This window comes from Paucibacter sp. B51, from assembly GCF_027863535.1.
Classification (GTDB): domain Bacteria; phylum Pseudomonadota; class Gammaproteobacteria; order Burkholderiales; family Burkholderiaceae_C; genus Paucibacter_A; species Paucibacter_A aquatilis.
The window spans coordinates 2,745,084-2,771,475 of record NZ_JAPIVN010000001.1 but is presented as its reverse complement, the minus strand read 5'-3'; the positions used below and the strand labels follow the sequence as shown (position 1 = coordinate 2,771,475).

The window sequence follows — 26,392 nt, the reverse complement described above, 5'->3', positions numbered from 1 at the left end:
GGCGCTCAGGCCTGGCGGCGCTGGCGACGGGCCTGCAGGCCGCGCCGGCCCAAGAGACCCAGCAAACCCAGGCTCATCAAGACCACCGTGCCGGGCTCGGGCACCGGCGCCAGCTTGCCCAGCAGGCCATCGCGCTCTTCGTCCGGGCCGGCGGTGAAGTACAGGGCATTGGCGTCGCCCAGGGCCACGCCGTTGCCAAAGGTCAGGCCCCAGATACCGTCGATGCTGATCACCTCGCCCTGCGCATCGCGCAGATAGCCCAGCGATGCGCCGGTGCGCGTGTCATAGCCGGCGATGGTGCCGTCGCCGAAATTGGCCACCAGCAAGGCGCCGGCAAAGGCGCCAAAACTCTGCGGCGCCATCGCCATGCCCCAGGGGGCGTTGAGCAGGTTGTGGTCAGAGAAATCCTGCAGCAAACGACCGTCGCGGTCGTAGGCGGCGATGCGGCCAAAGCCGGCGCCGGGGATCTCCTCGGTCGGCTCATCGATCTCGAAGGAGTTCTCGGCCCAGGCCACATAGACCCGGTCGCCCATCACCTGCACATTGAAGGGGTGGTAGCTGGCGGCCAGGCCCTCGGGCCGGGCAAAGCTGCCGACGGCGGTGACGTCCTGCCACTGGTTGTCAAAGGTCTGGATGCGGCCGTTGGCAAAGTCGGCAGCGTAGAGGCGGTTGTCGGCCAGCTTCTGGCCCTGGGCATCCAAGCGCCAGGCATCGGTCGTCATGGCCACGCCGGTGTAGCCCGGGGCCACGCGCAGGCCATGGGCGGCCGGCTGGATCAGGGAGTAGTCCTTGACCACCACCGCTTCCAACATGCCAGGGTTGGTGCCGCTGCGCCAGGCATTGATGGTGCCATCCATGGTCACGAAGACGAACTTGGCCGAGCCTTCGATGACACCGGCGCTCTGGCCGTTGCTGTAGTTGACGGCCGGGCCGCTGACCTTGAATTCCAGCGGCTGGCCGGCCACATCGCTGGCGGCGTTGTAGACCTGACCGGTCACCTGAGCGACGCCGTCACTGCCGGTGGAGAAGGGGTCGCGGTCTCGCGCGCTGGTGACGATGGGCACGAGCTTGAGCCCGTCCTGATGCAGGGGCAGGCCGTTGACGTCGCCGATGTAGGTGGTGGTGGTGCCGGTGCCGGCATTGCTGGTCCAGATGTGGCCGCCAATGCCAGGCGGGCGCAAGGCAATGCCCCAGGGGTTGACCAGATCGGGGTCCACCAAGGCGGTGGGTTTGTACTTGTCGCTGTTGGCGACCAGATTGGTCTGCACAAAAGCATTCAGGCCCGAGCCAGAAGCTTGGGCCACGCCGCTGAGGGCGAAAGCGCCCAGGCAAGCCAGGGCAAGGCGGGACAGGGAGTGAGGCAGCATGATGGCGCGGGTCCGTCAGGGTTGGGCCGACAGGCTGGCTTGCACGCCAAGAACAGGGGCTGGCTTGCCGTCGAAATTCAAAGTCAGGCGCCTGGAACGATCACAGGCACAAGGAAGACATGCCCTCGGAACGCGTGGCACCGAGGGCTGCTACGGGGGCACCCGCAAGGGCGCACCCGAGGCTTCAGACCACCGGCCCGGCGCTTGTGAAGGCCGAGCCGGTGCTGAGGCGCTGCTCGCGCCATCGATCAGGCCTGCAGGCCCTTGCGGCGGCGAGCCACGAAGCCGACCAAACCCAGACCGCCGAGCAGCAAGGCGTAGGTTTGCGGCTCCGGCACGGCCGTGATCTGCACCAGGCGGTCCACACCGCTGCTCGGGTGCTGCACATTGACGTAGGCCACATTCGGGTTGACCGTGTCGAAGTACAGACCGGTCGGCTCGGCGCCCACGGTGCTCAGGCTGGCCCACTTGCCCACGGCATCGGCCACACCGTCACCGTCGGCATCCTTGGCAAACCAGATGTCGGCCTTGCCACCGTCCTGGTCTTCGATGACGTAGATGTTGCCGTCGGCATCGATGGCCAGGTTGTCCGGGTTGCTCCAGGTGGCACCGACCTTCTGACCGGTGGCCATGTCGATGGTGTTGTTGTCAGCAAAGAGCTTGACCTCGTTGCTGTCCAGGTTCAGCGAGTAGACGCGGCCACGGCCGTTGCTGCTGCTGCCATCGTTGTCGGAGTCGGTGGTCGTGAAGTAGACGATCTGCTTGCCATTGGCCAGGGTGCGGATCTCCAGGTCTTCCGGACGGTTGTAGCCGGTGCCACGCACATTGGCGTTGACCGCGGTGGCGCGGCCATCGATGGTGCCGTCGGCCAGCACAGTGGAGATACCAGCCAGGGCGCCGCCATTGGCGTTGGTGATGGCCACCCAGGAGGCGCCGCCGGTGATGGCGGAACCGTTGTTGCCTTCGAACTGGGCACCCGCACCGACCTTCAGCACAAAGGTCTGACCGGCTGCGAAGTAGTCATTGCCGTTGTTGGCATTGGGGTTGGCCGAGACGTACTTGAAGATCGAACCGCCATTGAGCTCGTCCACGAAGTAAAGATTGTTCTGCTGGTCGAAGGTCAGGCCTTCATGCGAGACGCGCGGCAGGATGCTGCGCTGGATGAAGTTGCCGCCATTGGCCGCGGCCGTGGTGGCATTGGTCAGCTCGAACAGGCGGCCACGGGTGCTGCCGTTGCCCCAGGACTCTTCGGCCGTCAGATAGCTGCCCCAGGGCGTCCAGCGCGAAGCGTCACCGGCGACAAAACTCTGGGTGCCCGGCGCGACGATGGTCACGGTGCGAGTGGCGTAGTTGTTGTCCCACAGGTCCACGCGCTGCACGCCCGCGGTGTTGCTCTCGAAGGGCATGAAGAGGTAGCGGCCACGATCCGGACCGGTCTCGTTGGCGGTGATCATGTCCCAGGAGCCGGAGTTGCTGCCGGGCACCCGACCGTTCTGCGTGGCGCGGTCGGCCAGAATGGCCTGGCTGAAGTTGGTCGAAGAGAGCTTGAACGGGGCCGTCTCGGGCAAGGCGCCCGCGGCCACATTACCGACCATGGGCGTGAAGTTGGAGAACTGGCTGAGTCCGGCGGAAGCGCTTTGGCTCAGAGCAAGAAGACCGAGGCCGGCAACGGCGGCGGCAATGCGGGAAAGAGAGAACGTCATGATGAAGGCAACTCCGAATGGCGGGCTTGAAGAACTGGCGGCTGCTGTCTTGATTCAAGACCTGCGGCCGCCAGTGTCGGCAAGTGCCATGACTCGGCCATGACCCGCTTCCCCCTCGGATATGCCAAATGGATCATGCCCGCCATCAGAGGCGGGCGCTCTCAGCCGCCGCGTTTGGCGAGCATCGCCCGCGCCACGCGCGACACCGGCGCTCTGGCCATTGCTGTAGTTGACGGCCGGGCCGCTGACCTTGAATTCCAGCGGCTGGCCGGCCACATCGCTGGCGTCGTTGTAGAACTGACAGGTCACCTGGGCGACGCCGTAACTGCCGGTGGCGAAGGGGTCGAGGTCACGCGCGCTGGTGACGATGGGCACGAACTTGAGCCCGTCCTGATCGGCCTTGCCACCATCCCGGTCTTCGATGACGCAGCCGCAGCCGCCTTCAGCGCTTTTTCTCGCTCGCCTCTTGCTCCGCAACCAGCGCCTGAAAGGCCGGGTGCTGCCGCAACTGCGGATGCCGGGCCTTGATGATCACGATCAGGTTGCCAGCCAGACGGGCATTGCCCTGCTTCACACTGATCGCCAGCGCGGCCATCACGGCCGCCGGGTCGCTGGTGAGCGCCGGATTGAGTTCGTAGGCCTGCTCCAGCATGGCCTCGGCCTGTGCAAAGTCGCCAAGATTGACATGCGCCAGCATCAGCGCCTTGTAGTGGTCGTAGCGATCGCTGCTGGCCGGGCCGCGCAGCGCGGCCTGCAGGGCCTGGATTGCGAGCCGGTCCTCGCCGCTGGCCAGCAGGGCGAAGCCGTGCAAGGCCTGCGCTTCGGCGTCGTCCGGGTTCTGGCGGGTCAGGCTGACCAGAGTCCGGCGCAACTCGGCCCAGCGCGCGGGCTCCTTGTCGGCATCGGTCTGCCAGTAGGTCAGCCACAGACGAGCCAGGCGGAGCTCGCGCACATACGCCTTACCGCCCTCCGGCAGCGCGTCCAGCTGGGCCCGGGCGCCCGCGTGGTCGCCATTGAGCATCTGCACCTGGGCCAGTCGGATCTCGTAGATCCCACTGCCCTTGCAGCGGGCGCCTTCGGCCTGCCAACGCTTCAGCAGGGCCGGATAGCCGTTGTCCGCAGCCCGGGCCGCCCGGGCCTGGGCCACGATTTCAGCGGACAGCTGCTGATAGGCCCGATCGCAGGCCTGGGGCGTCTCCGCCCAAACAGCGCCAGCCAAGCACAGACCGACCACGGCGGCCAGCGCCCCAGCGGGCGCGCGCAACATCAAACTCATGAACTCTCCTCCAGGCTCTTGTTGTCGCCCCGGCGCGCAGATGCGAGCGCACGGGGGCTGGCGAGTGTAGCCCCGGGTGGACTGCTCAGCCCTGGCGTTTGGCCAGCACAGCCCGCGCCACGCGCGACACCGGCGGTCGGCCCAGCAGGCCGGAGATGAAGGCGCCGGCGTCGACCAGACGGTCCAGATCGATGCCGGTGTCGATGCCCAGACCGTTGAGCATGAAGACCACATCCTCGCTGGCCACATTGCCGGTGGCGCCCTTGGCATAGGGGCAGCCGCCCAGGCCGGCGACGCTGGTGTCGAAGTGATGCACGCCCAGCTCCAGGCAGGCGTAGATATTGGCCAGGGCCTGGCCGTAGGTGTCGTGGAAATGCCCGCTGACCTCCACCAGCGGGTAATGCTTGAGCGCCCGCTCCATCGCAGCCTGCACCTTGCGCGGCGTGCCCACGCCGATGGTGTCGGCCACGCCCAGGTGATCGACACCAATGCCCTTCATCAGCTGCACCACGCGCTCCACCTGATCGGCGCTGATGTCCCCCTCGTAGGGGCAGCCCACGGCGCAGGACAAGGCGCCGCGCACCTTGATGCCGGCTGCATGCGCGGCCTCCGCCACGGGCACGAAACGCTCGATGCTCTCGGCAATGCTGCAGTTGATGTTCTTCTGGCTGAAAGCCTCGGAGGCCGCTGCGAACACCACGATCTCGTCGGGCCGGGTTGCCAGGGCCGACTCGAAGCCCTTGAGATTGGGCGTCAGCACCGAATAGCGCACGCCGGGCTGGCGGTCGATGGCCGCCATCACCGCCGCGTTGTCCGCCATCTGCGGCACCCACTTCGGCGACACGAAGCTGGTGACCTCGATCTCCTTCAGGCCCGCCGCCTGCAGCAGGGCCACCAGCTGCGCCTTGTCCTCGGTAGACACCGCCTGTTTTTCGTTCTGCAGGCCATCGCGAGGACCGACATCGACGAGGGTGACGTGGGTAGGTAGCTTGCTCATTCAAAACTCCTCATTGCTGGGAAAGACTGCAGTCGGCATGAAGCGGACGTCTGCTGTATGGTTCGTTCTCGCTGCGGTGACTCGGCCCGCCGCCGGGCTCATGGTTCGCGGGTCGGCTCTGCGCGCCGACTCCCCTCGGTGCTCACTTCGCGGCTCAGCGGCGCCAAACTCCCTCCGTTCGCTGCGCTCACTGTGGTCAAACAGTGGCGCCGAGTCAGCGCTTGAAGCGCGTGAGTACACGCGCCTGAGCCGCTCCGCTGCGCCCTCGGCCGCGCACAAATCGCCCGTCGGCGGGCCGAGCCACCTTCGAATTGCGCGTTCTCCACCGTCGCGGGGCAGATCGATCGCGATGCAAGCGCCCTGCAGCTCGTGCCGCTGCCGGGCGATTTGTGCAGGGCCGAGCAGCACAGCGCCTCGGGGCGCGCGCGTACCCGCGCGCTTCAAGTTCTGACTTGGCGCTTCTGTTTGAACGAAGCGAACGCAGGGAGCGAAGTGAGCTATGCGCCAGCCCCGAGGCGCGAGCAGCGCAGGGAAGTCGGCCCGACTGGGCCGACCCCGGAACCATGAGCCCGGTAGCGGCACGGGCTGCAGGGCCACACGAGAACAAGCGACCGACGGCCATGTGCCACTTGTGGCCCCCGGCGCCCCGAAGCTCATCGCGCGCCCCGTCGCCTCAAGCCTCGAGCCGCAGCAACTCGGCGCCGTCGCCGATCTGGTCGCCCACGGCGAACAGCAGCTCAGCCACCACCCCGTCCTTGGGCGCGTTGATGGTGTGTTCCATCTTCATGGCTTCCATCACCGCCAGGGGCTGGCCCTTGCTGACCTTGTCGCCCACCGCCGCCAGGAAGCTGACCAGCTTGCCGGGCATGGGCGCCGTCAGGCGGCCAGCCTCCGCGGCGCCGTCTCCGGCATGGGCCAAGGCGTCGATCTCGGTCAGATAGGCACTGCCTTGCGGTGCGAAGACAGCCACGGTCTCGCCATCGGCATAACTGTTCACCCGCACACGCTGCTGTGCCAGGCCGGAGCCCAGCAGAAGCTCATGCTGCTCTAGGCTGCTGGAGTTGACGGCAAAAGCCAAGGCCTCGCCGCCGTCGATGCTCAGCTGCATGCCGCCCTGGTGGTGGCGCGAGAGCAGCACCGCATGGCGCTGACCGGCCACCTCCAGATCGAATCGACGCGCCGAGGCGCCGAACAGGCGCCAGCCATCGCGGCGGCTCCAAGGGTCGGCATCCTGCGACTGAGCCTCAGCCGCCAGGGTGTGGGCCACCACGGCCGCCGCGCTGATCTGCAGCGGCAAGCCGGGCTGCTCGAACAGGGCGGCGCGCTCGCGCTCGATCAGGGCCGTGTCCAGATCGGCCGTGACAAACGACGCCGTGGCGGCACAGCGGCGCAGAAAGGCCACATTGGTTTGCAGGCCGACGATGTGGGTGTCGCGCAGCGAGGCGTCCAAACGGGCCAGAGCTTGCTCCCGATCCTCTCCCCAGACGATCAGCTTGGCGACCATGGAATCGTAGAAGGGGCTGATGGCATCGCCCTCCCCCACGCCCGCATCGATGCGAACCGGGCCGCGCTCGAAAGCCACATGGGCCGGCCAGCGTGCCACGTTCAGCGCGCCGGTGGCGGGCAGGAAACCGGCCTCGGGGTTCTCGGCGCAGATGCGTGCCTCGATGGCATGGCCGTGCATGCGCAGCTCGTCCTGCTGCAGCGGCAAGGGCTCGCCCGAGGCCACGCGCAGCTGCCACTCGACCAGATCCTGGCCGGTGATCGCTTCCGTCACCGGATGCTCAACCTGCAAGCGGGTGTTCATTTCCATGAAATAGAAACGGCCGTCCTGCTCGCAGATGAACTCCACGGTACCCGCGCCCACATAGCCCACCGCCTTGGCCGCGGCCACCGCCGCACCGCCCATCTGGGCGCGGCGCTCGGCCGTCATGCCCGGGGCGGGCGCTTCTTCCAGCACCTTCTGGTGGCGGCGCTGCACCGAGCAATCGCGCTCGAAGAGATAGACGCAGTTGCCCTGGCTGTCGCCAAAGACCTGGATCTCGATATGGCGCGGGCGCTGCACATAACGCTCGATCAGCACCGCATCGTCACCGAAGCTGTTGATCGCCTCGCGCTTGCACGAGGCCAGCGCGGCATCGAACTCATCGGCGCTGTAGACCGCGCGCATGCCCTTGCCACCACCGCCGGCGCTGGCCTTGATCAGCACCGGGAAACCAATGCGCACGGCTTCGGCCTTGAGCAAGGCCGGGTCCTGATCGGCCCCGTGGTAACCGGGCACCAGGGGCACACCGGCCGCTTCCATCAAGCGCTTGGACTCGGCCTTCAAACCCATGGCCTGGATGGCGCTGGCCGGCGGGCCGATAAAAACCAGGCCATGCGCGGTGCAGGCCTGGGCGAACTCTTCGTTCTCGCTCAAGAATCCGTAGCCAGGGTGCACGGCCTCGGCGCCCGTGGCTTTGGCCGCGTCAATGATGCGCTGCCACTGCAAGTAAGAATCCTTGGGCGCCGGGCCGCCGATCAGCACCGCTTCGTCACAAGCCTGCACATGGCGGGCCTGGGCATCGGCCTCGGAATACACAGCCACGGTCTTCACGCCCAGGCGACGTGCCGTCGCCGCCACGCGGCAGGCGATCTCGCCGCGGTTCGCGATCAGGATTTTCTTGAACATCTCTTGGGTCTCCGAATTCTTGTTCTGAGCGTGGACGCAGCGCCCTGGGCCAGGGCGCGAACTCAGTGCGAGTGGCAGCTGAGCTTGCCGCAGCCGCCCTCACCTTCCGCAGCGGCACTCGATTCTTGCGGCACCAGATTGGCCTCGCTGGCGCAACGCATGCCCAGGCGGTTCAGCAAGGCGCGGTCTTTCTCGGCCTGCGGGTTGCTGGTGGTCAGCAGCTTGTCGCCGTAGAACATGCTGTTGGCGCCGGCCAGGAAGCACAGGGCCTGCATGCTCTCGGGCATTTCTTCGCGACCGGCCGAAAGGCGGACCATGGCGCGCGGCATGGTGATGCGGGCCACGGCGATGGTGCGGATGAACTCAAAGGGGTCGAGCGCTTCGGTGCCCTTGTCGGCCAGCGGCGTGCCTTCGACCTGCACCAGGTTGTTGATGGGCACCGATTCCGGATAGGGGCTCAGATTGGCCAGCTGCACGATCAGGCCGGCGCGCTGGCGGCGGGTTTCACCCATGCCGACGATGCCGCCGGAGCAGACCTTGAGGCCGACATTGCGCACGCGGTCCAGCGTGTCCAGGCGGTCCTGGTAGGTGCGGGTGGTGATGATCTGGCCGTAGAACTCGGGCGAGGTGTCGAGGTTGTGGTTGTAGTAGTCCAGGCCGGCTTCGGCCAGCTGTTCGGCTTGGCCTTCACCCAGCATGCCGGCGGTCAGGCAGGTCTCCAGGCCCATGGCCTTGACCTCCTTGACCATCTCGCCGATGGCTTCCAGATGGCGCTCCTTGGGCGAGCGCCAGGCGGCGCCCATGCAGAAACGTGTGGCGCCATTGGCCTTGGCGGCGCGGGCGGCTTCCAGCACCTCTTGCAGGGGGATCAGCTTTTCGGCCTTGAGGCCGGTGTCGAAATGGGCCGACTGCGGACAGTAGGCGCAATCCTCTTCGCAACCGCCGGTCTTGATGGACAAGAGCGTGGACAGCTGCACCGCGTTGGCATCGAAGTTCTCGCGGTGCACCTGCTGGGCTTTGAACAGCAGGTCGTTGAAGGGCAGATCGAACAAGGCCACCACCTCGTTGACGGTCCAGGGCTTGGCGTTCTGGCGATCGGCGTCGGTGGTCGGCGTCAGCGATTGGATCTGGTTGGTGGTTTGGGTGTGGGAAGAGTGGCTCATGGCGATTTCCAGGAACAGCAGGTGTCAAGAAGCGGGTGCGGCAGCCACGAGGGCCTCTTGCACACGCGCGAGATTCAGATGGGCGGCCACGGCCGCAGCGGAAGGGTCAGACAGGCGGGGCACATGGCCCCAGCAGGGCGCGGCCAGGGCCGCATCGAGCGCGGCCAGATTGTCCGCCACATGGGGCATGGCGGCGTCCACGGTGTTGGCCACCCAGCCGACCAGGGACAGGCCGCGCGCGCGCACGGCCTCCGCCGTCAGCAAGGCATGGTTGATGCAGCCCAGGCGCAGGCCCACGACCAGGACCACGGGCAGGCCCAGGTCCTGCGCCAGATCGGCGGTGTCAAAGCCTTCGCTCAGGGGCACGCGGAAACCGCCCACCCCTTCCACCAGGGCCAGATCGCCCAGGGCGACGCTGGCACGGACGGCGGCCAGCAGCGGCGCAAGCTCGATGCGCTGCCCTTCCAGGGCGGCGGCGATGTGCGGCGCACAGGCAGCGCGGAACTGCAAAGGCCCGACCTGATCGGGGCGCATGCCCAGACGCTGGGACGCGTGCAGGCGCTGCACATCCTCGTTGACCCACTGACCTTCGATCAACTCCTGGCCGGCAGCCAGCGATTTGACCGGCGCCACGCGCAGGCCGGCTTCGGACAAAAGATGGGTCAGGCCGGCGGTGATGCTGGTCTTGCCGATTTCGGTGTCGGTGCCGGTGATGAAGAAACCTCTCATGCAGCCACCTTGTCCATGTCCGCAGCAGCTGCGTTCAAAGCCGACAGCAACTGATCGACATCCGCCTCGCTGTGCGTCGCACACAAGGTGATGCGCAGCCGCGCCTCGCCCTTGGGCACGGTGGGCGGGCGAATGCCCGGCACGCGGATGCCTTCGCGCTCCAGGCGAGCGGCCAGGGCCATGACCTCGGCATTGCCGCCGACGATCAAGGGCTGAACCGGAGTGTCCGAAGGCGCCAGGCGCCAGCCCAGCGCCGGGTGGCGGGCCAGCAAGGCCTCCACACCCACGCGCAGCCGCGCCTGCAGATGCCGCAGGTTGGCACGCCGGGCCTTTCCCAGCTCGCCCTCGATCAGCGCAAAGCTGCTCAGCAGCGCATGCTCGACGGCCGGTGGCGAGGCGGTGGAGAAGATGTAGTTGCGGGCCGCCTGCAGCAGGTACTGGGTCACCGTGGCATGGGCCACGACGAAGGCGCCGGCCAGACCGGCCGCCTTGCCCAGGGTGCCGACCAGGATCAGGCGCTCGCTGCGCAGGCCAAAGTGCTCCAGCGAACCGCGGCCGTGCTCGCCCAGCACGCCAAAACCATGGGCATCGTCGACGATCAGCCAGGCATCGAACTCTTCAGCCAGGGCCAGCAAGGCCGGCAGCGGCGCCAGATCACCGTCCATGCTGAAGACCGCATCGCTGACGATGAGCTTGACCTTGGCCGTGCTGGCAGTCAGCAGCTCGCGCAGCGCCGCCACGTCGCCATGGGCATAACGTTTCACTTGCGCGCGTGCCAGGCGGGTACCGTCGATCAGCGAGGCATGGTTCCAGGCCTCGGAGAAGATCTCGGCCTCTTCATCGCCGAGCGCGGTGACGACGGCCAGATTGGCCATATAGCCGGTGCAAAAACCCAGAGCACGTGCTTCGGGGATGTGGGGCGCCAGCCAGCGGCTCAAGGTTTCAGCCACCTGCTCATGGGCGCGGCTGTGGCCGCTGATCAGAGGCGAGGCGCCGGAGCCGCCGCCGTAAATCTGGGCGCCTTCGATCAAGGCCTCGCGCAGCGCGGGCTCGGCGGCCAGGCCCAGGTAGTCGTTGGAGCAGAACATCAGCAGCTCGCGCGTGCGGCCGTCGGCGCCGCGCACCTGCTGGCGCGGCGCAGTGCCGCTCTCGGCCTGGCGCAGAAAACGCGTCAGGCTCTGGGCTTCGATGGTGCGCAGCTTGGCGCTCAGGTGATCAAGCAACATGGACTTCTTTGCTCAGGGTCTGGGCACTGCCCTCGGTCGACTCGGACAACACCTCGTCCAGCGTCAGGCGCACGGCGCGGGCCAGGAAGGCGGCCGCTTCGGCATCAATCAGATAGGGCGGCATCAGGTACACGGTGCCGCCGATCGGGCGGATCAGCAGCTCATGGGCGCGTGCGGCCAGATGGAAACGCTCGGCAAAGCGCAGGCCCGGCTCGATCACATCGAAGGCCAGCACCATGCCCTGCTGGCGCAGATGGGCCGCGCGCGGGTGCGAGGCCAGCGGCGCGAAGGCCTGCTTCAAAAGCTGGGCCTGCTCGGCATTGGCCTGCAGCTGGCCGGCATCGAAGCGGTCCAGCACCGCATTGGCGGCGGCACAGGCCAGGGCATTGCCGGTGTAGGAATGCGAATGCAGGAAGCCTCGGCTGACGTCTTCGCTCCAGAAGGCCTGGTAGACCGCCTCGGTCGTGAGCACCAGGGACAGGGGCATGGTGCCGCCGGTGATGCCTTTGGACAGGGTCACAAAGTCAGGCCACATGGACACGCCCCCACGCTCGTGGGTACACGAGCTGCCCCCCGAGGGGGCGCCGCCAGCTTGGGGCGGCCCGGCGCTGGCTTGCTCCGCCTCGACAAAAGCATGTTCCCAGGCGAAAAAAGTGCCCGTGCGGCCGCAACCCATGGCGATCTCATCGACGATCAGGTGCACCTCGAACTCGGTGCACAGGGCACGCAGGTCACGCAAATAGCTGGCGTCGTACATCACCATGCCGGCAGCGCCTTGCACCAGGGGCTCGATGATGACGGCGGCGATGTGCTCGCCGCGCTCGCTCAGCAGCGCGCGCATGGCGGCCAGGGCGGTGGCCTCATTGCCCAACCGAGAATCGGGCGACTCCACAATATGCGCACGCATCAGGAGCGGGTCGTAGGCGTCGCGGAACACCTTCACATCGGTCACGGCCAGGGCGCCGATGGTCTCACCGTGGTAGCCGTTCTTCAGGCAGACGAACTCGCGCTTCTCGGCCCGGCCGCGGTTGCGCCAGCTGTGGAAGCTCTGCTTGAGCGCGATTTCCACCGCGCTGGCGCCGTCGCTGCCGAAAAACACATGGCCCAGGGCGCCAGCAGTGCGCGCACTCAGGCGCTCGGCCAGGCGCACGGCCGGCGCGTGGGTACAACCAGCCAGCATCACATGGGGCAAGGTGTCGAGCTGCGCCTTGATGGCGGCGTTCAGGCCCGCATCGGTATGGCCGAAGAGATTGACCCACCAGGAGCTGTTGGCATCGAAATAGCGCCGGCCCTCGTAGTCGTAGAGCCAGGGGCCGGCACCACGGGCGATGGGCAGGGGAGGCACCACTTCGGCGCGCGCCATCTGCGTGCAGGGGTGCCAGACGGCGGCCACGCTGCGGCGCTGCCAGTCCTGCTGGGGAGTCAACGGAGTACTGCTGGAAGTCATCAAGGGAATCGACCTGAACTCAAGCCAGCCAGCTCGGCCGGCTCTTGTTCAGAAAGCTCTGCACACCTTCACGCCCCTCCTCGCTGGCACGGATGTCAGCGATGCGGCGCGCGGTGTCATCACGCAGCGAAGCCGTGATTGTCGCGTGTGCGACGTCCTGCACGAGGCGCTTGCAGGCGCGCACCGCCGCCGGGCCGTTGGCGCAGAGGGCGGACAGCAGGGCTTCGACCTTGTCGTCCAGGGTCTCGGCCGTGGCCAGCTCGTGGACCAGGCCCAGGCGATGGGCCTCAGCAGCGCTGAAGCGCTCGGCGGTGATGAAGTAGCGGCGCGAGGCCTGCTCGCCCAGGGCGCGCACCACATAGGGGCCGATGGTGGCCGGCAGCAGGCCGAGCTTGGCCTCGGACAGGCAGAAACCCGCCGTGTCCACGGCCACCACCACATCGCAGACCGACACCAGGCCCACGCCGCCGGCATAGACATCGCCCTGCACTCGGGCGATCACCGGCACCGGGCAGCTGTAAATCGTCCACAGCATCTCGGCCAGGCGGGAGGCGTCGGCATGGTTTTCGTCCCAGCTGTAGCCGGCCATGGCTTTCATCCAGTTGAGATCGGCGCCGGCGCAAAAGGCCTTGCCCTCGGCGGCCAGCACGATGGCGCGCAGAGCTGGGTCCCGGCCCAGTTCCGCAAACGCGGCCGTGAGCTCGGCGATCACGCCCTCGTTGAAGGCATTGCGCACCTCGGGGCGGTTCAGGGTGACGCGGGCGATCTGGCCCGAGGGGCCGCTGCGTTCGATCTTGAGGCTGCTCTGCTGTTCACTCATGGCTGCTGCTTCTTTCTGTTCCACACCACGGCGTCGTCCACCGCGTACAACTGACAGGTTTGGCTGCTGTAGCGCTGACAAAACGCCAGGGCCCGCGACGCGGCCGCATCGCCAAAGGCATAGCCGGTGCGGCCCTGCGCATTGAAGGCAAAGGCGCGCGGCTTCTTGACGGCGAGAAATTTTCGGTAGCTGTCTTTGGCAGCGCTGCCGCTCAAGGGCAAGGCCGATTCGTTCTGCACATCCAGCTCGGCATTGGCCAGCGGCACGGCGATCACACCGGGGGTGCTGAAGCCCTGCTGGGCCAGAAACTCCTCGACCAGGGGCTGCCAGCTGTCACTGCCGGCGCTGAACAGCGTATGGCCGTCTTCGCCGAAGGCGGGCAGAAGCCGGTAGTCCAGCGAGGCGCCAGCCTCGGCAAAGGCCTTGGCCCAGCTGCGGCTGTAGCGCGGCGCGAAGTAGCGGTCGTTCTCGGTGTAGACCCAGAGCGACTTCAGCTGGAGCGAGTTCTGTGCGATCAGCTCGCCATAGGCCTGGTAGATCTGGCGCAGCTGGGTGCCGCCGCAAGGCTCGCCGGGATGTTTGTCCGGGTCGCCGCCATGGCCGCCGGCGAAATTGATGGCTGCCACCTGCCCCGGCAGACCGGCCGCCGTGGCGGCCATGGTCGAGATGCCGCCGACCGACTGGCCGAGCAGCACCACGCGCTTGGCATCGATGTCCGGCTGCTGCTGCATGTGCGCTGCCACCGCCAAGATCTGTGAGGCCGCCGCCGCCAGGGCCGGCGCAAAGCGCGGCTCGCGGCAGGAGATGCTGCTCTCCGGGTCACCCGCCTCGGCCAGCTCGCCATAGCCCAATCGCAGGGGCACGGCCACGGCAAAGCCTTTGCGCACAAAGTAACGGGCGGCCGTCTCGAAACGCGGGCGCTTGTACTCGGCACGCTTGTCGGTCGAGCGGCCATGGCTGATCAGCACCAGGGGGAAAGGCCCAGGGCCGGCCGGCCTGAAGGTGGTGACCAGCAGCTCACCTTTGCTGGACTTGCCAAAGGCATCCTGCACCTCGACCGGCACGCGCAGGATCTGCTCGCGCACATCGAGATGCAGGCGCTCGGCGTCCGCAGCGGGAGCTGCGACCGCGGTGTCGCTGGCTTGCGAATGCGCAAGGCTCACGCCCACCAGCAGCGAGGCTGCCAGAAGGCACTTCAGAGCTCCCGGCAGAAAAGCGCGGCACCGCAGGCGTTCAAACTGGGCCATGAGGTTGAAGAGGGTCAGGTCTTGCCTAGCCTTGCGGCCCATCACATGCGGAAGACGCCGAACTTCGTCTCGCCAATCGGCGCATTCATGGCCGCCGACAGGCCCAGAGCCAGCACCCGGCGGGTGTCGGCCGGGTCGATCACGCCGTCGTCCCAGAGGCGGGCGCTGGCGTAGTAGGGGTGGCCTTGGTCCTCGTACTGCTGGCGGATGGGCGCCTTGAAGGCTTCTTCTTCCTCGGCGCTCCAGCTGCCGCCCTTGCCTTCGATGCCGTCACGCTTGACCGTGGCCAGCACCGAAGCCGCCTGCTCGCCGCCCATCACCGAGATGCGCGCATTCGGCCACATCCACAGGAAGCGCGGCGAGTAGGCGCGGCCGCACATGCCGTAGTTGCCGGCGCCAAAGCTGCCGCCAATGATGATGGTGAACTTGGGCACCTGGGCACAGGCCACGGCGGTCACCATCTTGGCGCCGGCGCGGGCAATGCCCTCGTTTTCGTACTTGCGGCCGACCATGAAGCCGGTGATGTTCTGCAGGAACACCAGCGGGATCTTGCGCTGACAGCAGAGCTCGATGAAATGCGCGCCCTTGTTGGCGCTCTCGGCAAACAGGATGCCGTTGTTGGCGACGATGCCGACCGGCATGCCCTCGATGTGCGCAAAGCCGCAGACCAGGGTGGCGCCGTAGCGGGCCTTGAATTCGTCGAACTCGGAGCCATCGACGATGCGGGCGATGACCTCGCGCACATCGAAGGGCTTGCGGGTGTCGGTGGGAATCACGCCGTGCAGCTCGGCCGCATCGAACAGCGGCGCGCGCGGCGCCAGCAAGCGCTGTTGCTGTGCGCCAACCTTCCGCCAGTTCAGCGCCGCCACCGACTGCCGGGCCAGGGCCAGGGCATGGGTGTCGTTGTGGGCCAGATGGTCGGCCACGCCCGAGAGCCGGGTGTGCACATCGCCGCCACCCAGGTCTTCGGCCGTCACCACCTCGCCGGTGGCCGCCTTCACCAGCGGCGGGCCGCCCAGGAAAATGGTGCCCTGGTTCTTGACGATGATGGTCTCGTCGCTCATGGCCGGCACGTAGGCGCCACCGGCCGTGCAAGAGCCCATCACCACAGCGATCTGCGGAATGCCTTCGGCGCTGAGATTGGCCTGGTTGAAGAAGATGCGGCCGAAGTGCTCGCGATCCGGGAAGACCTCATCCTGGTTGGGCAGATTGGCGCCGCCCGAATCCACCAGGTAGACGCAAGGCAGGCGGTTCTGTGCCGCGATCTCCTGCGCGCGCAGATGCTTCTTGACCGTCATGGGGTAGTAGGTGCCGCCCTTCACCGTCGCGTCGTTGCAGACGATCATGCAGTCGACACCCGAGACTCGGCCGATGCCGGCGATCATGCCGGCGCCCGGCGCGGCGTTGTCGTACATATTGAGCGCGGCCAGCGGCGCCAGCTCAAGGAAAGGCGTGCCCGGATCCAGCAGCATCTCGACGCGGTCGCGCGGCAGTAGCTTGCCCCGGGCCGCATGCTTGGCGCGCGCCGCGTCGCCACCGCCCTGCGCGATCTGCGCCAGGCGCGCATTCAAGTCCTCAAGCAGGCCCTGCATGGCCTCGGCGTTGGACTTGAAATCTGCCGAACGGGCATTGAGCTTGGTGGTCAGCTGGGCCATGGGGTCTCCGAAAAACAGCGGCCTGAATCAAGGAAGCAATCGCTCGATCCGGTCGCGGATGAGTTCAACTCAAATTCTGTGTCCAAGCATGCCTGCAATCAGCCAGGCACACTGAGGCGCGAAGAATAGGCCAGAGCACGAAGACTGGCAAGCCCGACTTGAGTTTCACTCAATTATTGCGCAGAATCGCGCTGTGAGCCCACCCAAGCCCTCCCCCTCTCCGGCCGTCAGGACCGCTGCCGCCAAGGCCCCGGTTCGCCGCGCCCCCGCCGGCGCCAAGGCCGAGCAGCGCGTGCGCGACATCCTGCGCGTGGGCCGCGAAGTGTTCGCCGAGCGCGGTTTCGAGCGCGCCACCACCACCGAGATCGCCGAGCGCCTGGGCGTGTCCGAGGCCACCGTGTTCACCTACTTTCGCGGCAAGCGGGAGTTGTGCATGCGGGTGATCGCCGATTGGTACGACGAGATCATTGGCGAGATCGAGGCCGGCCTGCCGCGCGAAGCCTCGGTACGCGAGCAGCTGGAGTTCATGGTCCACACCCATTTGCGCCTGTTTCTGATCCAAGGCACGGGCTTGTGTGCCCTGGTGCTCTCGGAAGGCCGGCGCAGCGGCGACGACAAGCTCGGCGATGGGTTTGTCGAACTACAGCGCCGCTACACCGCGCCGCTGATGGACCTGCTGGCCCGCGGCCAGGCCAGCGGCGAGTTGCGCGCCGACATCCCGCTGCGGCTACTGCGTTCCCTGGTCTTCGGCCCCATGGAGCACATGCTCTGGGAAGTCATCCTGACCGGCCGCCAGATCGACACCGACCGCAGCGCCCGCGACCTGGTCGCCCTGCTCTGGCCCGCCCTGCAAGCGCCAGAGCAGGAACTGCAACGCCTGCGCGCCCTGCGTCAACAATTGGAAGCAGCGCTGGCCCTGGGCTGATCTGCGCGTCGGCTGCTTTCGGCACAGAGCCGCCTTTGGTTTTGCTCGTGAGGCCCTGCAGCCCGTTCCGCTGCCAGGCTCATGGTTCCGGGGTCGGCCCTGACGGGCCGACTTCCCTGCGCTGCTCGCACCTCGGGGCTGGCGCATAACTCACTCCGCTCCCTGCGTTCGCTTCGTTCACACAGAAGCGCCAAGTCAGAACTTGAAGCGCGCGGGTACGCGCGCGCCCCGATGCGCTGTGCTGCTCGGCCCTGCACAAATCGCCCGGCAGCGGCACGGGCTGCAGGGCGCTTGCATCGCGGTCGATGTGCCTCTTCCACGGTGGAACACGCCACCTCCGGAGGTGGCTCGGCCCGCCGACGGGCGATTTGTGCGCGGCCGAGGGCGCAGCGGAGCGGCTCAGGCGCGTGTACTCACGCGCTTCAAGCTCTGACTCGGCGCCACTGTTTGACCACAGTGAGCACAGCGAACGGAGGGAGATTGGCGCCGCTGAGCCGCGCAGTGAGCAGCGAGGGGAGTCGGCTCGCCCGAGCCGACCCGCGAACCATGAGCCCGGCGGCGGGACGAGACACCGAAGCGAGAAAGATCAAGACAGCGGAGGTCCGCAAAGTGCCGATAGCAGCCGCGCACCCCACCGCCATCGCCAGTGAGGCGCCAGTCCCGCTCAACCCGCCAACGCCGGCGTCGTGATCTCCCCCGGGATGCTCTTGCGGGCAAACAAGGTGTACATGGTGGGCACCACAAAAATGGTCAGCAGCGTGCCCAGGCTCATGCCGCCGACGATGACCCAGCCGATCTGCTGGCGGCTTTCGGCGCCGGCGCCGGTGGCCAGAGCCAGGGGCAAGGCGCCCAGCACCATGGCGCCGGTGGTCATCAGGATGGGGCGCAGGCGCAGGGCCGAGGCCTCGACCACCGCCTCCAGCGTGGCCTTGCCCTGTTGGCGCAGCTGGTTGCTGAACTCGACGATCAGGATGCCATGCTTGGTGATCAGGCCCACCAGCGTGATCAAGCCGATCTGCGAGTAGACATTGAGCGTGCCGCCCGCCCATTGCAGGGCCGCCAGCGCGCCGACCATGGACAGGGGCACGGACAGCAGGATCACAAAAGGATCGATGAAGCTCTCGAACTGCGCTGCCAGCACCAGGAAGATGAAGAGCAGCGCCAGCACGAAGACCAGGCTCAACGCACCGCTGCTGGATTTGTACTCGCGCGACACGCCGTTCAGTTCGGTCGCATAGCCGGCGGGCAGAATCTGCTGCGCCGTCTTGTCCATGAAGTCCAGCGCCTCGCCCAACGAGTAGCCCGGCGCCAAGCCGGCGCTGATGGCCACCGAGCGGCGTTGATTGAAGTGATTGAGCTCGCGCGGGCTGACGGCCTCGTTGACCTTGACCAAGCTGGACAGAGGCACCAGCGCATCGCCCTTGCCGCGCACATAGAGCTGCTCGATCTGCTGCGGTGTGGTGCGGTTCTGGCTTTCGGTCTGCACCAGCACGTCGTACTGCTCGGCATCGCGCTTGTAGCGGGTCACCGCACGGCTGCCCAGCATGGTCTCGACCGTGCGGGCGATCTGGTCCACCGGCACGCCCAGGTCGGCAGCACGCTCGCGGTCCACCTCCAGGAAGAGCTCGGGCTTGTTCAGACGCAGGTCGTTGTCGATCTGCACCAAGCCCGGATTCTTGGCCAGGGCGGCGCTGAAATCAGCGGTGACCTTGGCCAGATTAGTGTAGCTGTCGCCGGTGACGATGACGAAGTTGATCGGCCGCGAGGTGAAGCCCTGGCCCAGGCTCGGCGGGGTGATGGGGAAAGCGCTGACGCCGGGCAACAGATTCATCTGCGGCACCATGGCACGCGCCAGTTCGGCCGTGGAGCGGCTGCGCTGGTCCCAATCCACGGTGCGGAAAATCGCCAGGCCGCCGGCCACATTGCCGCCGCCGGAGAACACGAAACGGCGATCGAACTCGGGGTAAGTGGCGGCGATGTCCTCGATGGCATCGAGGTAGCGCGAGGTGAAGGCCATGGTGGACCCGTCGGGCGCACTGATGGGCAGCACGATCACGCCGCGGTCTTCCTGCGGCGCCAACTCGGACTTGGCATTGAGGTACAGCCAGCCCGTGCCGCCGGCCGAGGCCAGCATCACGAGCACCACCACCCAACGCTGGCGCAGCGCCATGCGCAGTGCGGCGGCATAGCGCTCGCTGATCCAGACCAGCACCCGCTCCATGCCGGCATCGAAACGTGTGGGCTTGTCGTTATGGCGCAGCAGCTTGGAGCACATCATGGGCGTCAGCGTCAGCGCCACAAAGCCCGAAACCAGCACCGCGCCGGCCAAGGTCAGCGCGAACTCGACAAAGATGCGACCGGTGCGGCCCGGCGTGAAGGCCAGCGGCGCGAACACCGCCACCAGGGTCAGCGTCATGGCCACCACGGCGAAGCCAATTTCCTTGGCGCCTTTGAGCGCGGCCTGGAAGGGCTCCAGCCCTTCTTCGATGTGGCGGAAGATGTTCTCCAGCACGACGATGGCATCGTCCACCACCAGGCCGATGGCCAGCACCAGGGCCAGCAGGGTCAAGGTGTTCACGGTGAAGCCAGCGGCGGCCATGATGGCAAAGGCGCCAATCAGGCTGACCGGGATCGTCACCAGCGGAATGATGGACGCACGCAGGGTGCGCAGGAACACGAACACCACCAGGGCCACCAGCACCACCGCCTCGGCGATGGTGTGATAGACCGATTCGATCGAGCGCTCGATGAACAGCGCGTTGTCGCTGGCCGGGCGCACGGTGATGCCGGCGGGCAAATCCTGCTGCAGGCGCGGCATCATGGCCGTGACGGCGGCCGACACGTCCAACGGATTGGCCGTGGCCTGCTTGATCACGCCCAGAGACACCGAAGGCAGCCCATTCAGGCGCACGCGCGAACGCTCGCTGGCGGCGGCCTCTTCGATGCGGGCGACATCGCGCAGCTTGACCGTGTAGCCCGCCACCTGGCGCAGCGTGACCTCGGCAAACTGGGCCACGGTGTTGAGGTCGGTGCGGGCGGTGACGTTGAACTCGCGCTGCTGGCTCTCGATGCGGCCGGCCGGCACCTCCAGGTTCTGGCGGCGCAGCGCGTCTTCCACATCCTGCACGGTCAGCTTGTAGGCCGCCAGGCGCGCGGCATCCAGCCAGACGCGCACGGCGTAGCGGCGGTCGCCACCGATCTCCACATCGGCCACGCCGGGGATGGTTTGCAGGCGCGGCTTGACGATGCGATTGACCACATCGGTGACCTGCAGCGGGTCCAGGGTCTCGCTGGTGAAGGCAATGCGCAGCGTGGGCTGAGCATCGGCCTCAACCTTGGCCACCACCGGCTCGTCCACGGCCGTGGGCAAGCGGCCGCGCACGCGGGCGACGCGGTCGCGCACATCGGCAGCGGCGTTGTCGGGGTTCTTCTCGAGCTTGAAGCGCACCGTGATCTGGCTCGATTCCGAGCGCGAGATCGAGGTGACGATGTCCACGCCCTCGATGCCGGAGATGGAGTCTTCCAGCGGCTTGGTGACCTGGCTTTCGATCACCTCGGAGGAGGCGCCCACCAGGCGGGTGCTGACGGTGACCACCGGCTCGTCGATGCGCGGGTACTCGCGCAGCGAGAGCTTGCCGAAGGACACCAGGCCCACCAGCAAGAGCAGCAAGGACATCACCGTCGCAAAAACCGGGCGACGGATGGAGGTTTCAGAAATCTTCATGGCCGGTGGGCTTTCAGCGGCTGGCGGCGGAGGACGCTGCGGTCGGTGCCGATGCCGATGCGGCAGGCTTGCCCGCCTTCTTGCTGTCCACATCCACCACCTTGACCGCCTGGCCATCGCCGCGCAGCAGCTTGGCCTGACCGGCGGTGACGACGCGATCGCCCTCCTTCAGCCCTTCCAGCAGCTCGACCTGGCCGTTCAGGCGCAGGCCCAGCTTGGCCTCGATGCGGCGGGCTTTGAGCTGGCCCTCTTCTTCGACCAGCTTGATCACGAACTGCTTGCCGGCCAGCGGCACCAAGGCTTCTTCGGGCACCAGCAGAGCGCCGGCATGGGTGGCCAGCACCACGCGCACACGGGCGAACAGGCCGGACTTGAGCTCCGGCGCCGTACCCTGGATTCGCGCGCGGACCAGCAGCGAGCGGCCGGCGGCATCCAGCGCCGTGTCCAGGGCCTCGATACGGGCATTGAAATTGCGGCCCGGCCAGGCGTCCAGCGAGACCTCGACCTGCTGGCCGGCCTTGAGGCGTGGCACATAGCGCTCCGGCAGGCGGAAATCGACCCACATCGAGGAGGCGTCCTCGAGGCTGACCAGATCGCTGCCGTCCTTGATGTAATCGCCCAGGTTGACGGCACGGATGCCGGCGCGGCCGCTGAAGGGCGCGCGCACCTGCATGCGCGCCAGCTGCGCCTTGTTCAGCGCCACCTGCGCCTCGGCCACCTGCAGGGCGGCTTGAGCCTGATCCACGGCATTGGCACTGACGAAGTTCTGCGCCAGCAGCTCGCGGTTGCGCTGCAGCTGGGTGCGAGCAATGCCGGCTTGCGCCTCGGCCTGCTGCAGCTGCGCGACTTGCAAGGCATCATCGAGCTGCACCAGCAGCTGGCCCTGGCGCACCATCTGGCCGTCGCCGAAGCCCAGCTTGACGATGCGGCCGCTGACCTCGGGCTTGAGCATCACGGCCTGGGCCGCACGCAAGCTGCCCACGGCCTGGGCTTCGTCCGCCAGGTCGGCACGCTGCACGCGGCCGGCTTCCACGGGGATGGGGCCGGCCGGCTTGCCATCCTTGGCGTCTTTCTTGTCACCGGGTTTGGCGGCGGCACCCTTGCCCTCAGTTTGCGCGGCCATGGCCTCGCCCACCGGCACGCGGTGCTGCCACCACCAGGCGGCGCCACTCAATCCCAACAAGGCCGCAATGGCCACGACACGGTGCAGTTTTTTCGAGCTCATGGGTTCTCCGAGCCTGCACTCTAGCGGCGGCTCCGGTCGCGTGCAGGCTTCAGGGCATGAAGCACGGACTGAGGGGTGTCAGTGACGGTCGGCGGGCGCCAATCGCACGGCGCGCGCCTCCAGGCTTGGGATCAGCCGGTCGATTCAGCGGCCGACCGAGGCCACGCCGCGGTTGGCCAGGGCGTCGGCGCGCTCATTGCCCGGGTCGCCGGAATGGCCCTTGACCCAGCGCCACTCCACCTGGTGTAGCTTGCGCAGCGCATCCAGGCGCTGCCAGAGCTCGGCATTTTTGACCGGCTTGTTGTCGGCCGTCTTCCAGCCACGGCGCTGCCAGCCGCTGATCCACTCGGTCATGCCTTTGCGCACGTACTCGCTGTCGGTGTAGATGGTGATCTGGCAGCTGCGCTTGAGCGAGGCCAGGGCCTCGATCACGGCCGTCAGCTCCATGCGGTTGTTGGTGGTGTTGCGCTCGCCGCCGAACAGCTCTTTCTCGTGCCCGCCGGCACTCAGCCAGGCGCCCCAGCCGCCGGTGCCCGGGTTGCCCTTGCAAGCCCCGTCGGTGTAGATGACCACCACCGGCTTGGCGATGTTGACCGGCGGCTTGGCTTCGGGGGTGGACGGGGGAACTGCTGCATTCATGGAGGGGTGCGGATCGCTGGTGAGAGATGGAAAAGGAAACAAACGGACGGAACGGACGGCTTGGCGCGCCGGCACTCAGCGCTCGGGCGGCCGCCCCTCGCCCTGCCAGGGCCGGGCATTGCCGCTTTGCGTCACCACGGCCGGAGCCGCAGCACGGCCGAACTTGCGCGAGCGCTGCAAACCGATCAAGCGCATGCCATGCACCCGCTTGACCGCCTGGATGAAATACACCGCGCCGAGCACCGGCCACCAGCGCGCGCCGATGGGCTCGATACCGCGCCAGCGCTCCAGCCAGACCTCGCTGCGCAGCGGCGGGCTGTAGCAACCGAAGCGCGCCGCCTCGACCTCAAACGTCAGCAAGCGCAGCCAGTCGCGCAAGCGCCAGTAGCCCAGAAACTCGCCCGCCAAAGGCAGGTAGAGCTTTTGCTCGCCGGGCAGCAAGCGGCCGAGATTCTGCCTCAGGCCCCAAAGGCTGGCCGGATTCAGGCCCAGGATGATCAGCCGACCCTCCGGCCGCAGCACCCGCTCGACCTCGCGCAAGGTCTGGTGCGGGTCGGGTGCCAGCTCCAGGCTGTGCGGCAGCACTACCAGGTCCAGGCTGTTGCTCTCAAAAGGAAGGGCATCGAACTCGGTCAGCAGCAAGGGCAGACCCTGCGGCCCGGAGCGGGCTGCGGGGTCCAGCGCCAGCCAGCGGTGCGGCATGCGGTTGGCACGCAAGGTCGGCAGCTCGGGCAAGCCGAGCTGCAGGGCATGGAAGCCAAAAATATCGGCCACGGCGGCATCGAGCTGCTGCTGTTCCCAGCGCAGCAGGTACTGGCCCGGCGGCGTCTGCAGCCAGGTGGCCAACTCTATAATCGAAGCTTCGCGCGTCATGCGGCTGTCGATTCCTGAAGGCCAAGGCTGTCACGGTCACGGGCTTGCAGCAGACCGCAGGGGGTCAGGTCTTGAGTCCCCACGCGCCTCACCCGGCCCGAGGGGCCGGCCGTCATGGAAGGGTGGTTCCGGAATGAATTGCGGCGGAATGAAGTACGGCCGAATGAAAACCTGCGCATGGAACTGACAGCCCTTCCCGCTTTCACGGACAACTACATCTGGATGCTCAGCGTCGGGCGCGACGCCCTCGTCGTCGACCCCGGCGAGGCCGAGCCGGTGATCGCCGCCTTGCGCGAGCGCGACCTGCACCTGCGGGGCATTCTAGTGACGCACCACCATGGCGACCATGTCGGCGGCATCGACGCCTTGCGCCCCTGGCTGAAGGACGATCAGGGACAGGTCTGGGGCCCGGCACGCGAGCGCATTCCCGCGTCCTTCACGCCGCTGAGCGAGGGCCAGCACGTATCCCTGCTCGGCCTGGACTTCGAGGTGCTGGAGGTGCCCGGCCACACCGCCGGCCACATTGCCTTTGTGCTGCGCCAACCGGGCGGCGGCCAGGCGCCCCTGCTGTTCTGCGGCGACACCTTGTTCTCGGGCGGCTGTGGCCGCCTGTTCGAGGGCACGCCGGCGCAAATGCAAGCCTCGCTGGCGCGTTTCGCCGCCCTGCCCGCCGAGACTCGCGTCTGCTGCACGCACGAGTACACCCTGTCCAATTTGCGCTTCGCCCGCGAGATCGAACCCGACAACCGCGCCCTGGCCGAATACCAAGCCTGGTGCGAGGCGCAGCGCGCCCAAGGTCAACCGACCCTGCCCTCCCGCGTTGGACTGGAGCTGCAGATCAACCCCTTTTTACGCTGCACCGAACCCAGCGTTCAGGCTGCAGCGCGCCGCCACACCAGCTTCTCGCCCACCCAGCGCCCCCGGCCGGGTGAGGCGCCGCAAGACCTGCCCCCCGAATCCCTCGCTGTCTTCGCCGCCCTGCGGCAATGGAAGAACGACTACCGATGACCCCAAGCCCTACCCCGCGCCGCGGCCTGCAAGCCCTGTCCACCCTGGCTCTGGCCGCCCTGCTGGCCGCCTGCGCCAGCGGCCCGACCCCCGTGGCCGAAACCGCAGCCCCCAGCGAACGCAATGCCCTGCCGCGCAACTTCGGCAGCCTGGCCCTGTCGAACACCCCCGAGGCCACAGCCGTGCCAAGCCCGGCCACCAGCCAGGACGAAGCCCTGGGTGCCCCCGAGCTGGAAGACAGCCTGCGCCCGGGCATGAAGATCGATCTGGACGCCCCGACCGCGCGCAACGACCTGTGGGATCGCCTGCGCGCCGGCTTCCAACTAGAAGACCTGGAGAACGAGGGTGTGCGCCGCGCCGAGGCCTGGTACAGCGCCCGCCCCGACTATGTGCAGCGCATGACCGAGCGTGGCAGCCGCTACCTCTTCCACATCATCGAAGAGGTCGAAAAGCGCGGCATGCCGGCCGAGCTGGCCCTGCTGCCCTTCACGGAAAGCGCCTTCAACCCGCAGGCCATGTCCACCGCCAAGGCCTCGGGCATGTGGCAGTTCGTGCCGGCCACCGGCCGTGACTTCTCGCTCAAGCAGAACATCTTCCGCGACGACCGCCGCGATGTGCTGGCCTCCACCCGCGCTGCACTCGACTACCTGGGCCGCCTGCACAAGATGTTCGGAGACTGGCGCCTGGCCTTGGCGGCCTACAACTGGGGCCAGGGCAATGTGCAGAAAGCCATCGCGCGCAACCAGAAGGCCGGCCTGCCGACCGACTACGAGAGCCTGCGCATGCCGGAGGAGACGCGCTACTACATCCCCAAGCTGCAGGCGGTGAAGAACATCGTACAGAACCCGGAGAAGTACGGCCTGTCCCTGCCGCCGGTGGAGAACCACCCCTACTTCCTGACCGTGCGCATCGACCGCGACATCGATCTGGAAACCGCCGCCCGTCTGGCCGGCATCACGCTGGAAAAGTTCAAGCAGTTCAATCCTCAGATGAACAAGCCGGTGATGCTGGCCGCCGGCAGCAACCAGCTGCTGCTGCCCTACGACAACGCCAAGGCCTTTGCCCTGAACCTCAGCGCCCACCGCGGCCCGCTGGCCAGCTGGACCGCCTGGGTGGTGCCCAAGACCATGCACCCCTCGGTGGCAGCCAAGCAGGTGGGCATGGACGAAAACCAGCTGCGCGAGGTCAACAAGATCCCACCGCGCATGCTGGTCAAGCAGGGCTCGACCCTGCTGGTGCCACGCAGCGCCAAGCGCAGCGAAGACGTCTCCAGCCATCTGGCCGACAACGCCTCGATCAGCCTGGCGCCCGATGTGCCCCCGCTGCGCAAACTCAAGATCAAGGCTGGCCGCAACGACAGCGTCACCACGGTGGCGGCGCGTTATGGCGTCAGCCCCGCCCAGGTGGCGCAGTGGAACAAGGTGGCCAGCGGCGCCAAGTTCAAGCCTGGCCAGGCCCTGGCCGTTTACGTGCCCAACAAGCCGGCCGCGCGCAGCGGCACGCAGCTGGCGGCCAAATCGGGCAAGGCCGGTGTCAGCAGCAAGGGCGGCACGCGCATGGCATCGGCCAAATCCAGCGGCAAGAGCAATGGCAACGCTGCCAAATCCCAAAGCAAATCGCGCGGCGTGACGGTGGCCGCAGCGCCGGAGACGGCGGTGCGTGCTGCGATCAAGCGCTGACAGCAGCGCACAAAAACA

19 protein-coding genes and 2 pseudogenes are annotated in these 26,392 nt (G+C 67.3%); 3 read left to right on the top strand and 18 right to left on the bottom strand.

What is annotated here, in order from left to right:
- Positions 1–5: 5 nt before the first annotated feature.
- The 14 genes and pseudogenes from OOB33_RS11875 to OOB33_RS11815 all read right to left on the bottom strand — a co-directional run bounded on the left by OOB33_RS11875 (position 6) and on the right by OOB33_RS11815 (position 16,301).
- Positions 6–1,367, bottom strand: coding sequence for a TIGR03118 family protein (locus OOB33_RS11875; RefSeq protein ID WP_271008820.1), 1,362 nt, complete (start codon positions 1,365–1,367; stop codon positions 6–8).
- 248 nt (positions 1,368–1,615) lie between these two features.
- Positions 1,616–1,720, bottom strand: a pseudogene (locus OOB33_RS24540) (FxDxF family PEP-CTERM protein); the annotation flags it as partial.
- Between the two features lie 33 nt (positions 1,721–1,753).
- Positions 1,754–2,773: pseudogene (locus OOB33_RS11870) on the bottom strand (alkaline phosphatase PhoX); the annotation flags it as partial.
- 351 nt (positions 2,774–3,124) lie between these two features.
- Entirely contained in the window at positions 3,125–3,445 is a 321-nt protein-coding gene (locus tag OOB33_RS11865; protein WP_133155311.1) for a hypothetical protein, read from the bottom strand.
- A gap of 67 nt (positions 3,446–3,512) precedes the next feature.
- Positions 3,513–4,346: a hypothetical protein gene (locus tag OOB33_RS11860; protein WP_271008818.1), complete on the bottom strand. Its 834-nt coding sequence runs from the start codon at positions 4,344–4,346 to the stop codon at positions 3,513–3,515.
- An 85-nt stretch (positions 4,347–4,431) separates the two neighbouring features.
- Complete coding sequence (locus OOB33_RS11855; protein WP_271008817.1) at positions 4,432–5,343, bottom strand: hydroxymethylglutaryl-CoA lyase; 912 nt, start codon at positions 5,341–5,343, stop codon at positions 4,432–4,434.
- A 673-nt stretch (positions 5,344–6,016) separates the two neighbouring features.
- A complete protein-coding gene (locus tag OOB33_RS11850) occupies positions 6,017–8,014 on the bottom strand; it encodes an acetyl-CoA carboxylase biotin carboxylase subunit (protein ID WP_271008816.1) in 1,998 nt (665 codons plus the stop codon).
- 62 nt (positions 8,015–8,076) lie between these two features.
- Positions 8,077–9,177, bottom strand: coding sequence for a biotin synthase BioB (gene bioB, locus OOB33_RS11845; protein ID WP_271008815.1), 1,101 nt, complete (start codon positions 9,175–9,177; stop codon positions 8,077–8,079).
- A gap of 24 nt (positions 9,178–9,201) precedes the next feature.
- Entirely contained in the window at positions 9,202–9,906 is a 705-nt protein-coding gene (gene bioD, locus OOB33_RS11840; RefSeq protein ID WP_271008814.1) for a dethiobiotin synthase, read from the bottom strand.
- Positions 9,903–11,132, bottom strand: a complete 1,230-nt coding sequence (bioF, locus tag OOB33_RS11835) for an 8-amino-7-oxononanoate synthase (RefSeq protein WP_271008813.1) — start codon at positions 11,130–11,132, stop codon at positions 9,903–9,905. The genes bioD and bioF overlap by 4 nt, the downstream gene beginning before the upstream one ends.
- Entirely contained in the window at positions 11,122–12,579 is a 1,458-nt protein-coding gene (locus OOB33_RS11830; protein ID WP_271008812.1) for an aminotransferase class III-fold pyridoxal phosphate-dependent enzyme, read from the bottom strand. The genes bioF and OOB33_RS11830 overlap by 11 nt, the downstream gene beginning before the upstream one ends.
- Before the next feature lie 19 nt (positions 12,580–12,598).
- The gene (locus OOB33_RS11825; RefSeq protein ID WP_271008811.1) at positions 12,599–13,399 is read right to left on the bottom strand and encodes an enoyl-CoA hydratase/isomerase family protein; all 801 of its coding nucleotides are present in this window, start codon (positions 13,397–13,399) and stop codon (positions 12,599–12,601) included.
- A complete protein-coding gene (locus OOB33_RS11820) occupies positions 13,396–14,562 on the bottom strand; it encodes a dienelactone hydrolase family protein (protein ID WP_271008810.1) in 1,167 nt (388 codons plus the stop codon). The genes OOB33_RS11825 and OOB33_RS11820 overlap by 4 nt, the downstream gene beginning before the upstream one ends.
- 125 nt (positions 14,563–14,687) lie before the next feature.
- The gene (locus OOB33_RS11815; protein ID WP_271008809.1) at positions 14,688–16,301 is read right to left on the bottom strand and encodes a carboxyl transferase domain-containing protein; all 1,614 of its coding nucleotides are present in this window, start codon (positions 16,299–16,301) and stop codon (positions 14,688–14,690) included.
- A gap of 193 nt (positions 16,302–16,494) precedes the next feature.
- On the opposite strand from OOB33_RS11815, the gene OOB33_RS11810 reads away from it, so the two are divergent.
- Entirely contained in the window at positions 16,495–17,226 is a 732-nt protein-coding gene (locus OOB33_RS11810; protein WP_442953001.1) for a TetR/AcrR family transcriptional regulator, read from the top strand.
- Between the two features lie 664 nt (positions 17,227–17,890).
- On the opposite strand, the gene OOB33_RS11805 is transcribed toward OOB33_RS11810, so the two are convergent.
- From OOB33_RS11805 to OOB33_RS11790, 4 genes are all read right to left on the bottom strand, one after another.
- Positions 17,891–20,950, bottom strand: a complete 3,060-nt coding sequence (locus OOB33_RS11805; protein WP_271008808.1) for an efflux RND transporter permease subunit — start codon at positions 20,948–20,950, stop codon at positions 17,891–17,893.
- 13 nt (positions 20,951–20,963) lie between these two features.
- Positions 20,964–22,175 (bottom strand): efflux RND transporter periplasmic adaptor subunit, encoded by a 1,212-nt coding sequence (locus tag OOB33_RS11800; RefSeq protein ID WP_271008807.1) that lies wholly within the window; start codon positions 22,173–22,175, stop codon positions 20,964–20,966.
- 144 nt (positions 22,176–22,319) lie between these two features.
- Positions 22,320–22,814, bottom strand: a complete 495-nt coding sequence (rnhA, locus tag OOB33_RS11795) for a ribonuclease HI (RefSeq protein WP_271008806.1) — start codon at positions 22,812–22,814, stop codon at positions 22,320–22,322.
- Positions 22,815–22,889: 75 nt separating this feature from the next.
- Entirely contained in the window at positions 22,890–23,687 is a 798-nt protein-coding gene (locus OOB33_RS11790) for a class I SAM-dependent methyltransferase (RefSeq protein ID WP_271008805.1), read from the bottom strand.
- A gap of 177 nt (positions 23,688–23,864) precedes the next feature.
- On the opposite strand from OOB33_RS11790, the gene gloB reads away from it, so the two are divergent.
- Together gloB and OOB33_RS11780 are read left to right on the top strand one after the other, a co-directional pair.
- Positions 23,865–24,695: a hydroxyacylglutathione hydrolase gene (gene gloB / locus OOB33_RS11785; protein ID WP_271008804.1), complete on the top strand. Its 831-nt coding sequence runs from the start codon at positions 23,865–23,867 to the stop codon at positions 24,693–24,695.
- On the top strand, positions 24,692–26,374 hold the full coding sequence (locus tag OOB33_RS11780; protein ID WP_271008803.1) for a transglycosylase SLT domain-containing protein: 1,683 nt from the start codon (positions 24,692–24,694) through the stop codon (positions 26,372–26,374). The genes gloB and OOB33_RS11780 overlap by 4 nt, the downstream gene beginning before the upstream one ends.
- The last annotated feature ends 18 nt before the right edge of the window (positions 26,375–26,392 follow it).